This is a genomic window from Alcanivorax sp. (assembly GCF_002733835.1).
GTDB lineage: Bacteria > Pseudomonadota > Gammaproteobacteria > Pseudomonadales > Alcanivoracaceae > Alcanivorax.
This window is the reverse complement of sequence record NZ_NVWY01000004.1, coordinates 22,090-32,168: the sequence shown is the minus strand read 5'-3', so window position 1 is coordinate 32,168 and position 10,079 is coordinate 22,090. Positions and strand designations below refer to the sequence as shown.

9 protein-coding genes are annotated in these 10,079 nt (G+C 58.0%); 3 read left to right on the top strand and 6 right to left on the bottom strand.

Features of this window, described 5'->3' with window-relative positions:
• Positions 1-31: 31 nt before the first annotated feature.
• Positions 32-1,297 carry a hypothetical protein gene (locus COA55_RS03325; RefSeq protein ID WP_290500640.1) on the top strand — a complete coding sequence of 422 codons (1,266 nt, stop codon included), beginning with the start codon at positions 32-34 and terminating at the stop codon, positions 1,295-1,297.
• A 35-nt stretch (positions 1,298-1,332) separates the two neighbouring features.
• Here COA55_RS03325 and COA55_RS03320 read toward each other — a convergent pair whose 3' ends face one another.
• Positions 1,333-1,572, bottom strand: coding sequence for a YdcH family protein (locus tag COA55_RS03320; protein ID WP_290500639.1), 240 nt, complete (start codon positions 1,570-1,572; stop codon positions 1,333-1,335).
• Between the two features lie 268 nt (positions 1,573-1,840).
• Between COA55_RS03320 and COA55_RS03315 the strand changes: the two genes are divergently transcribed.
• The gene (locus COA55_RS03315) at positions 1,841-2,785 is read left to right on the top strand and encodes an oxygenase MpaB family protein (protein ID WP_290500638.1); all 945 of its coding nucleotides are present in this window, start codon (positions 1,841-1,843) and stop codon (positions 2,783-2,785) included.
• 550 nt (positions 2,786-3,335) lie between these two features.
• Here the strand turns inward: COA55_RS03315 and djlA are convergent.
• The 5 genes from djlA to COA55_RS03290 all read right to left on the bottom strand — a co-directional run bounded on the left by djlA (position 3,336) and on the right by COA55_RS03290 (position 8,715).
• Positions 3,336-4,178 (bottom strand): co-chaperone DjlA, encoded by an 843-nt coding sequence (djlA, locus tag COA55_RS03310; protein WP_290500637.1) that lies wholly within the window; start codon positions 4,176-4,178, stop codon positions 3,336-3,338.
• On the bottom strand, positions 4,178-4,966 hold the full coding sequence (gene hyi / locus COA55_RS03305) for a hydroxypyruvate isomerase (RefSeq protein ID WP_290500636.1): 789 nt from the start codon (positions 4,964-4,966) through the stop codon (positions 4,178-4,180). The genes djlA and hyi overlap by 1 nt, the downstream gene beginning before the upstream one ends.
• Positions 4,966-5,880, bottom strand: coding sequence for an NAD(P)-dependent oxidoreductase (locus tag COA55_RS03300; protein WP_290500635.1), 915 nt, complete (start codon positions 5,878-5,880; stop codon positions 4,966-4,968). Before COA55_RS03300 ends, hyi begins: the two co-directional genes overlap by 1 nt.
• A 140-nt stretch (positions 5,881-6,020) precedes the next feature.
• Positions 6,021-7,937, bottom strand: coding sequence for an FTR1 family protein (locus COA55_RS03295; protein WP_290500634.1), 1,917 nt, complete (start codon positions 7,935-7,937; stop codon positions 6,021-6,023).
• A 109-nt stretch (positions 7,938-8,046) separates the two neighbouring features.
• A complete protein-coding gene (locus COA55_RS03290) occupies positions 8,047-8,715 on the bottom strand; it encodes a DNA-3-methyladenine glycosylase I (protein WP_063520494.1) in 669 nt (222 codons plus the stop codon).
• Between the two features lie 107 nt (positions 8,716-8,822).
• Between COA55_RS03290 and COA55_RS03285 the strand changes: the two genes are divergently transcribed.
• Positions 8,823-10,052 (top strand): pyridoxal phosphate-dependent aminotransferase, encoded by a 1,230-nt coding sequence (locus COA55_RS03285; protein WP_063520495.1) that lies wholly within the window; start codon positions 8,823-8,825, stop codon positions 10,050-10,052.
• Positions 10,053-10,079 lie beyond the last annotated feature (27 nt).

The window sequence follows — 10,079 nt, the reverse complement described above, 5'->3', positions numbered from 1 at the left end:
GACCCTGTACCGACAGCCATGACAGACCATAATGATAAAAAATACCGTCACCCGGGCGCTGGCTACACTCCTGCTGCTTTGCGCCTCATCGGCCCTCTGGGCACAGATCATTACCCTCACCGGCGCCGACTTCAAACCCCTGATCGGCAAACATATCGGTCTGTACTCCTTTTTCGCTGTAAAAGAAGGTCGCCTTGTGCCGGTTCCCCACCAGTGGGTCCAATGGTCCAGGGAGGGCTACCCCTACTTTGAGAAAGATGACAGCACGCATCTGATTGGTGATCCGCTCCGCATCGATGCAGAAGACCGGCTGCTATTGCGTTTCGAAGACGGTGGCCCGGCATTAAGCGGTAATGTTTCAGAAAACGTCGCCGCAGAACTGCTGGTCTCCCATAACGACAAGGAACACCATTTTTACCTGGTCAAGAACGCCTATCTGCAAAGCACAGAGCGCTATGTGCAGTTCGACCCGGAAAGCATGACCATCAAAAGCACCGACTTTGCCTTGAGCATGACAGATCAGAATCTGTTCAAGTGGAGCGATTTTTATTTTCGCGGTTTCGAAGGGGAAAACGGCGAGCGCCAAAGTATTCTTGATACGCTCAAATTGCGCCTCAGCGCTGGTGTATTCGGAGAAAACAATCGCGTCACCCTGAACAACAACAACCTGGATCCAAAAGTAGAACAGATTATCAGCGGCCCACTGGCAGCCATGGTCTATGCCACTACCTCCGTCAAGGTGGCACGGGTGCCGGTGCTGCGCATTCACAACTATTTTCTGGTGATGCCGCAACAGGTCGATATCCATAGCCGTTTCACCCTGCCCGGCATTGCCGACACTGTGCTGGCACGCCCTGCTCTGGATATTTCGCTGGATGGCAACGGCCTCTACGACAGCAAACTGGTTACCAGCTGGACCGGCAACCACGTGGGCATTACCGATGGAGTGCTGTCGGACTCGGAAAAAGCCATGCTCGCCATGCCACTGGAAGGCAACAACTGGATCTGGTTTGGCACTGGCCGAGGCTTCGACATGCTGGCCCAGCTGGCCTTCGTGAAGGGCTTTGATACCCCCGCCCGGCTGCTCTATCAGGACGATGCCGGCCAGGTGAACGAACCCGAAAGGTTTGCCGGGCAATTACCCAATGTGGGCTTTTCACTGACGGACATTCCGTTTGGTAAGGAATTTTATTTCATCACCCGAATGTATTATAGCCGTGATAGCAATGGCCTTCCGCCGGGTGTCTATGCAAAAAAACTGCTCTCGGAACCAAAAGCTAGATTGTTAATGAAGTAAATAAAAAAAGCCTCTGATACCAGAGGCTTTTTCTTTCAGTGATGGCTTAACCGGTGGTAGATCTCGTCCTTCAGCCGTATGCGGTCCTGCTTTAGCCGTTCCATCTCAGGATCCGAAATCGGGCTCTCGCGCATCTCCAGCCCCCGTATCTTTTTGTCCAGTTTATCGTGCTCCAGAATCAACGCCTTGAACGAGGGGTCGGCGTTAGCAAGCTCGTCTATCTTCTGGTGAAAATCGGGAAATTCGTGATGAATGCTGTGATTTTCGCCCAACATGAAAGTCGCTCCTTAAATGGAAATGGCAAGCCAGCCCAATACGACCGGCCCTGTTTATGCGACAAGCAGAAACGGTTCACCGTTCCCCTTAACGCTCAAATCACCACATTTTCTGATTAGATTCAATCGCCCGTGGCCGTAAGATAAAAGTGAGCATGGCGGTACGGCCATGTCGAAATCTGCACTACGTTGTCCCCCTGCAGCCTTGTCCTGCAGTGTTTGGTGGTAGTCGGTAAATCCTATCCATCTGCACCACGGAGGCATGCACATGGCATTACCGAAATTAATCACCCGAGATCATCAGGAACACGGCTTGATGCGCATCACCGACCGCTGCCACCACCCTGATGCCGGCCTGTTCGGCCCCGGTTCCATATGCTGGCAACTGATGCGCGAAAACCTCATGTGCCTGGCACAAGGTCGCGTATTACTCCTGGCGCTGGCAGACAGCCGCACAGCGCAACTGACCACATCCGGAAACGACATGATGCAGCGCCTGCAACACACGCAGGTATTTATGCTGAAGCTGGTTTTTGGCAATCTGGACCAGGCGTTACTGACCCTGCAAAGCCCCTGTACCCGCCGCAAAACCCTGTTCGATGTGGAAGACAGCGACACCCTGTTGTACATGCTTAGCGCGTGGATGGATTCGTGCCTGCGGATCTATCAAAGCGTTATTGAACCGCTGTCCACCGCCCACCAGGAAAGGCTGTTCGAAGAGACCATGGTGATGGCCGAAGCGATGGGCATACCCCCACAGCGATTACCGGTGCACTGGCATGCACACCAACGCTGGTGGAGCAAACGGCTGGCCCGCAACGGCGACATTCCCCGCCATCGCCGCCAGCTTGGCCATACCCTGATACGCGAACAGGGTTACCCCGGCCGGCTCCCCTACGGGAGTTATCTTGGCCTGGCGTCTTTTCAGATTCCCGAACACCTGCGCGAACAGTTTCGGTTGCCACAAACCGGACTTGATGCCCATCGCAGCTACCAGAAACACATTCACCGGCTAATGGACCTGACCTGCCGGCTACCCGAACGCTTGCGCTACCAGCCCGCCTACCATGAAGCCCTGCAACGGCTTAGCGGCCGCGCCCGCGCGGATCTGCCAACGCGCTTGCTGAACCGCTGGTGGTCCGGGGAATCCGATCTGGTCAGCAGCGGCTGGCCGATTCCGAAAATCGACCGGCTCCCCAGCGCCAGTTATTGAATCGGGAAACGCCACAGGCTTCACGCGGCACGCAACACGCCAAACTCCCGGCGTGTTGCTTGTTGCGTGAGCCCTGTTGCGTTTATTTAAGGTTCATCGGGGATTTGAGGGAATATCACGTTTCTAGCAGTTGGCTTGATTTGTCGTGAATGTCTCGCACGTTGCCGGATGCTAAACGCCGAATGCCTGACGAGGAAACGAGCATCGAGCGTCGCCTGCATAATGTATTATCAGCGTTTGACCGGCGAGTTTTGATGCCAGGCAGCCCCTAAAAAACGCCCACGCTAATATAGGAAGGGGTTCTGGCATCGTGAAGGAGCCTGTAATCCATCAACCTTATTCGTGATGCAAGCATCACTCCCACAAAAAAATCAGCGCTGTTGGGCGTGCTACAGAGACTCCCCAGTTCGTCGCTTCAACCTTCCAGAGCATCAGGGGCCTGATTTAACGTCCGGCATCAGGCGTTTGGCATCCGGCAACGCCGGCATTTCTGGCAACTCTATGGTCAACCAAGCATAACGGCGTTTTTCACGCTAATCCGCGAAGAACCTTATTTAAAGCCGCGGTGTTCCTTGATCATTTCGTAGGCCTTGCTGATTTCCGCGGTTTTTTCCGTGGCCACGCGAATCATTTCTTCCGGCACGCCTTTGGCGGCCAGCTTGTCCGGGTGGTGCTGGCTCATCAGTTTGCGGTAGGTCTTTTTGACCTCCTGATTACTGGCGCTATCAGTGATGCCCAGCACCTGATACGCCTGCGACAGGGGCGGACGTGATGGCCCGGCTGCCTGCTGGCCACCCTGGTAGGAATGCCCACCGCGGGCGCCGGAAAATTGCGCCTGGGCCAGCAGCATGTTGAGAATCTGCTGAAACTGGGCGCGCGGCACACCCAGGCCTTCCGCCACCCGTACCAGAATCGCTTCTTCGGCCGGGTCCAGTTCGCCATCGGCCAGCGCGGTTTGCAGCAGAATTTCCAGCAATACCAGAATCAGTTGTTTGCGATGCTTCACGCTTGTCGCAAACGCGGCCACGGTTTGGTCCAGCGGAAAATCGTCCTGCTTGCCCTGGTTAAACAAGGCAACGGCCTGCTTGCGCTGCTCTTCAGACAGCTGCATGCGATCCATCACCGCCCTGGCCTGTGCAATTTCGTCTTCGCTGACACGGCCATCGGCCTTGGCCAGGTGCCCCATGATCGAAAACGCCGTATCGAACAGCGCTGTCTGAATCTGTGACTGTTCGCCCGGGCCATAGGGCCGAAATGGGTTAAAGGTCTGTACCCGTTCGGCGCCCTTGTCGAGCATATGCCCAATCAGCATGCCAATACCCAGACCTATGGGCCCGCCCACCAGCATGCCGAGCAGGCCAAGGATGATCTTTCCACCCCAATTGAATTGCATCACGGTTCCTGTTTGGTTGCGTTAAACCAGCCCAGGCTGGTTATCGTGTCGGCCCGGGGCCGGTACTCCGCACTCACCCAGCCCGCATAATCCAGCGAGTCGATGTGAGCAAACACGGTATCAAAATGAATTTCGCCGCTGCCCGGCTCATGGCGCCCGGGATTATCGGCAAACTGAATATGTCCTATATGGGGACAAAGTCGCGAAAGGGAACGGCACAAATCTCCTTCCATAATCTGCATATGATAAAGATCGTATTGCAGGCGGATATTGTCGCGGCCCGCCGCCTCAATCACCGCCATGGCCATGGCCGAGGTATCCACCAGAAAACCGGGCATATCCACCCGGGAGTTGATCGCTTCCAGTGTCAGGGTCAGCCCCTTGGCGGCGAACAGGTCCGCAGCAAAACGCAGGTTCTCCACCAGGGTTGCAAAGGCCACCTCTGACGGCAGCGCTGCCGGTTTCAGGCCCGCCAGACAGTTTACCTGCCCACAGCCCAGCGCCTCGGCGTAGTCCATGGCGGTAAACACACCTTCGCGAAACGCCTCCACCCGATCCGGCAAACACGCAATGCCGCGCTCTCCGGCATCCCAGTCCCCGGCAGGCAAGTTGAATAGCACCTGGGTCAGCCCGTTCTCCGCCAGCAATGACGCCAACTCGTCAGCAGGCCAGTCATACGGGAACAGATATTCCACCCCCTTGAAGCCGGCATCCGCCGCAGCGGCAAAACGCTCCAGAAATGGTAACTCAGTGAACAGCATGGACAGGTTGGCGGCAAAACGTGGCATTACCCGTTCTCCTCTTCGGGATCTACCCCACCCGTGCCAGCAGACAATCGAACGCCATTGAGCCTTTCCAGCTCCAATAGCAGACCACTGTGATCCACATCGCCATGACCGCTTGCCTGCAAGGCCCGATATTGTTCGAACACCCGCTGGCTAAGAGGAAGGGTTAACGCTTCAGCACGGGCCTCGTCCAGAATCATGCGCAAGTCCTTGAGCTGGATCCGCGCCGGGGCGCCGGGTTCGAAATCCCGGGCCAGCATGCGCTCGCCATGCTGCTCAAGAATCTTGCTGCCCGCAAAGCCGCCCAACAATGCTTCACGAACTTTTTCCGGGCGGGCGCCACCCTTGGCGGCCAGCAACAGGGCTTCTGAAACCGCGCCGATGGTAATGCCGACAATCGCCTGGTTGGCCAGTTTCGCCAGCTGGCCGCTGCCCACCGTGCCAATATGCGTCGCCTTGCCCAGGGCTTGAAAAATCGGCCCTGCCCGGTCGATGTCTTGATCACTCCCGCCCGCCATGATCGACAACGTGCCGCCTTGTGCTCCCCGGGTACCGCCGGACACGGGCGCATCCAGATACCCCCCGCCCTGCTGCGCAACCCGCGCGCCATGCCGCCGGGCGGTGCCGGGTTCAATGGAACTCATATCGATGACCAGCGCCTGCGAGCGCAACCCGGCAATGGCATCGCTCTGGTACAGCACCTGATCCACCACCGCACCGTCTTCCAGCATGGTGATCACCACATCTGCTTCGGCCACGGCTTGCGCCGGGCTGGCCGCAATGCGTGCTCGACTGGCAAATCGCTGTGCCTTGTCAGGGGTACGGTTCCACAAGGTGAGGGAAAAACCGGCATCCAGCAGTCGCGCCACCATGGGCGCCCCCATCAGACCGATGCCAAGAAAGCTGATATGAGGCATGAAATGTCCTGAACTAACGGAACGAAAAGTCTACGCGATTCACACCGGTGACTGTAGCCACGGGCTGGCACGTCAATCAAAAAAGCCGCCCGCAGGCGGCTCTTTCAATCCGGGACACGATACCCGGAGCAACTCAGTGCTCAGGCCGACTGGCTGCGACGCCCACGTAGCCAGAAAACCACGGCCAGGATAATCGCCACTGATTGTGCCACCACACCTTGCACGGTCGGGTAGAGACCCAACCACTCGATGGTGGGCACGCCCAGGTAGAACGCACTGATCAGCCCGGCTTCCTGCAGGGCGGCAATGCCGTTGCCAAGCAGAATCACCGACAGGATCAGCAGCACAATGCTGGTCACGCGGAAGAACAGACTCAGGGGCAAGCGCATGCCAATGCGGAAGAACAGGAAACACACCACCGCCAGCGCCAGAATGGCCGCCCCCATACCGTAAAACAGGTAAGGCTGAGTCGCCGCCGTCACCTGGCTCAACAGGGCCTCATAGAACAGGATGGTCTCGAAAATTTCCCGGTACACGGAAATGAAGGACACGAAGGCCAAGACCCAGATGGTGCCCTCGCCCAGGGCATTGTCCACCTTGCTCTTGATGTAGCCCATCCACTTCTGGCTATTGCTGTTGCTGTGCATCCAGAAGCCCACGTAAAACAGAATCAGCGCGGCCACCACACCGGCAAAGCCCTCGGTCATTTCCCGCGATGCGCCACTGAAGGTAATCAGCGTGTTGGCCACGTACCAGGTCAGGCCGCCGGCCACTAACGCCGTGATCCAGCCATAGTGAATATGACGGGTCGCCTTCACCGCGTTGGCCTTGCGAGTAAACGTCAACAGGGCTGCCACCACCAGCAGGGCCTCCAGACCTTCACGGAACAGGATGAAGAAACTGGCAGACAAGGTTGCCGCCGGGCTCAGGCCATCACCGGACAAGGCATCACTGGCCTGGGCCAGGCCCTGTTGGGCTGCCGCCACCTTGTCGCTCACCTCACTGGCCTCACGATCCCGGTCGATGGCTTCGCGTACCGCCATAAAGCGGGATTCCGCACTGCGCATCAGCTCGCTGTCCACCGCAGCCAGCTGCTGCTCAATCATTTCAAAACCGTCCAGGTAGGCAGACAGCGCCGCCGCCTTGGCCGCCTTCTTATCGCCGGCCTGATACGCCTTGTCCGCATCGGTCAGCTTGTCATGACTCAAGGCGATGAAACGGTTCTTGTTGAACAGCGCACCGGGGGTGCGGCGCAGGTAACCCAGGGCCGCATAGGCCTTCGGGCCTTGCTCCTTGAGCACATCTTCCGGGGCCTGAGCCACCAGGGTGTCCAGGGTGAGAGTACCTTTCATGCCAGGCACGGTGCTGAAAACCTGTTCGCCCTCCTCAGCCACCTGATCGGTAACTGCCTTGGCCCCCACATAGAACGCCAGCGCCCAGCGGTCTTCTTCACTCAGCGTGTCGGCATAGGCGGCCATGCCAGTCCCCTCCACCCCTTGGGTGATGGTGGTGTGCAGTCCCAACAGTGAACGGCCGTTATAGCGCTCCACTTCGGTAAAGTCAGTGGGGGCAGGCTCCAGCGCCGCCCCTGCGGGGCCATCGCCCTTGCCTTGCGCACCATGACAGGCCGCGCAGTGGCTCTGGTACAACGCCGCCGCATGCTCCTGATCCGGGGCCTGCTTGGGCGATACCGGAATACCGTAAACGCTCACCAGCGTCGCACGGATAGATTGCGCCAGAGTCTTGATCTCACTCTCCGCCGCTTTATCGGTTACCGCTTGCTGGAGGTTATTGGCCTGGGTTTGCAGTGTCTGCTTGCCTTCAGCCTCGGGCAGCTCTGCCACCCCTTCGGCCAGCAGCGCGGAAAATTCCGACATTTCAGCATATTCTGCCGGGCTAACGATCTCGCCATCCACCACGGCATTGATATAGTCCGCCCCCACATACTCGACCAGCTGGACAAGGGCGGTCTGGTTGGCGGCATGGGCAGGCAGGGAAAAACAAAAAAACGCGAGCAGGACCCCGAAGAAAGGACGGACCAGGAAGGTGCGCGGCATAGGCTTGAACTCGATTCAGTACATTAAAGGCGAGTCATTATCATTTATGTCTTTGCCTGCATCAAGCTAGTCATAACTCTTAATAAAGCACGAGAGTTCCAGGATCGGGTCAACCCACGGTAAACGCCAGCACCTTGCTGATATGCGCCTGGGGCCGCCCACTTTCCGCCTGCCAGGTGTTGAAAGCCGCCTGCGCGGCTTTCTGGTCCCGCTGGCTCGCCGGGGGTTTATCGATAATGTTCTGCGCTTTCAACGCGGCCACCACATCGCCAGTGGGATACCAGGTGTCGCGCCCCACCATGCGCAAAAACGCGGCACCGGAATTGCCGCCCAGCTGCTTGCCCCGCTTCTTCAGCAACAGCCACATGCCTACGGTATCGTCCGCCGGCCAGTCCGCCAGCCAGTTCCCCACACTGCCATACTCTTCGGCCAGATCGAGCACCAGCTGGGCGTTATGGCGGATCGCCTTCATCTTGCCCCAATGGCGAATCAAACGGGTGTCCTGCATGCGCTCGTCGAGCATGGAATCCGGCATCAGCACCAGCTTCTCCGGGTCGAAACCGAAAAAGGCTTCCTCGAATGCCGGCCACTTGTTGTCCACCAGGGAATGTTTCAAGCCGGCACGGAAAATACGGCGGGTTAACGCTGACATATAAAACGCATCATCACGGCCACGCAGTGTTTGTGCATCAGCGACGTCAGGCAGCTGTGACTGCACCGCTTTCAGCGAGCCTTTGCGGTTCACCGCCAGGGCCAGTAAATCCTTGAATGGGGTCACGCTCTACTCCGGTTTGCGCCTTTCAATGCAGGCGCCAGATATACAGTGAAAAGGACGCATTGTAGAATCACTTCCCTGCCCTCTACGAGTCGACCTGCGGGAACTTCATGACAAGCGATCAATACCACGTCAGCAAATCCGACAAACTCAAAGGCGTATGTTACGACATTCGCGGCCCTGTGCTGCGTGAAGCGCACCGGCTGGAAGACGAAGGCCACCGGGTCATCAAGCTCAACATCGGCAACCCGGCCCCGTTCGGTTTCGAAGCGCCCGAAGAACTGCTCCAGGACGTGATCGCCAATCTGCCGGAATCTACCGGGTATTGCCATTCCAAGGGCCTGTTCCCGGCCCGCAAGGCGGTGATGCAATACACCCAGACCAAGGGCATTGAAGGCGTCACCGTGGATGACGTAATCATCGGCAACGGGGTATCCGAGCTGATTGTCATGGCCATGCAAGCACTGCTCAACAGCGGCGATGAGGTGCTGCTGCCCGCGCCTGACTACCCGCTGTGGACGGCCTCCGTGCGGTTATCCGGTGGCACCCCGGTGCATTACCTGTGCGATGAACAGCAGGACTGGCAGCCGTCTCTGGAAGACATTCGCGCCAAGGTGAACAAGAACACCAAGGCATTGGTGATCATCAACCCGAACAACCCCACCGGTGCCAACTACGAGCCGGCCATGTTGCGCGAGCTGTTGCAGATCGCCCGCGAGAACAACCTGATCGTGTTCGCCGATGAAATCTACGACAAGATCCTCTACGACGGCGAGGAACACACCTCCATCGCCTCCATGGCCGATGACCTGCTGTTCATCACCTTTAACGGCCTGTCCAAGAACTACCGCGCCGCCGGTTTCCGTGCCGGCTGGATGGTTATTTCCGGCGCCAAACACCGGGCGGAAAGCTATATCGAAGGGCTGGATATGCTGGCCAGCATGCGCTTGTGTGCCAATGTACCCAGCCAACATGCTATCCAGACCGCTCTGGGCGGCTACCAGAGTATTGGTGACCTGGTGCTGCCCACCGGCCGCCTGGGGCGCCAGCGTGATCTGGCCTGGGAAATGCTCGACTCAATTCCCGGCGTGAGCTGCGTGAAACCCAAATCCGCGTTGTACCTGTTCCCGAAACTGGACCCGAAGGTCTTCCCGTTCGAAGACGATGAAGCCTTTGCGCTGGACCTCCTCCGCGAAGAAAAAGTGCTGATCGTTCAGGGCACCGCCTTCAACTGGCCCGACCCGGACCATTTCCGCGTGGTGTTCCTGCCCCGCCCGGATGACCTGGAAGATTCCATCGGCCGGATTGCCCGTTATCTTGACCGGGCACGCAAGAAATAACGTATTACTGCGTCAGGCGCTGAGCGT

What these genes read in the sequence shown, in the direction of transcription:
- COA55_RS03325 (WP_290500640.1), top strand. Translation starts at nt 32, where the DNA reads ATGATAAAAAATACCGTCACCCGGGCGCTGGCTACACTCCTGCTGCTT.
- COA55_RS03320 (WP_290500639.1), bottom strand. Translation starts at nt 1,572, where the DNA reads ATGTTGGGCGAAAATCACAGCATTCATCACGAATTTCCCGATTTTCAC.
- COA55_RS03315 (WP_290500638.1), top strand. Translation starts at nt 1,841, where the DNA reads ATGGCATTACCGAAATTAATCACCCGAGATCATCAGGAACACGGCTTG.
- djlA (WP_290500637.1), bottom strand. Translation starts at nt 4,178, where the DNA reads ATGCAATTCAATTGGGGTGGAAAGATCATCCTTGGCCTGCTCGGCATG.
- hyi (WP_290500636.1), bottom strand. Translation starts at nt 4,966, where the DNA reads ATGCCACGTTTTGCCGCCAACCTGTCCATGCTGTTCACTGAGTTACCA.
- COA55_RS03300 (WP_290500635.1), bottom strand. Translation starts at nt 5,880, where the DNA reads ATGCCTCATATCAGCTTTCTTGGCATCGGTCTGATGGGGGCGCCCATG.
- COA55_RS03295 (WP_290500634.1), bottom strand. Translation starts at nt 7,937, where the DNA reads ATGCCGCGCACCTTCCTGGTCCGTCCTTTCTTCGGGGTCCTGCTCGCG.
- COA55_RS03285 (WP_063520495.1), top strand. Translation starts at nt 8,823, where the DNA reads ATGACAAGCGATCAATACCACGTCAGCAAATCCGACAAACTCAAAGGC.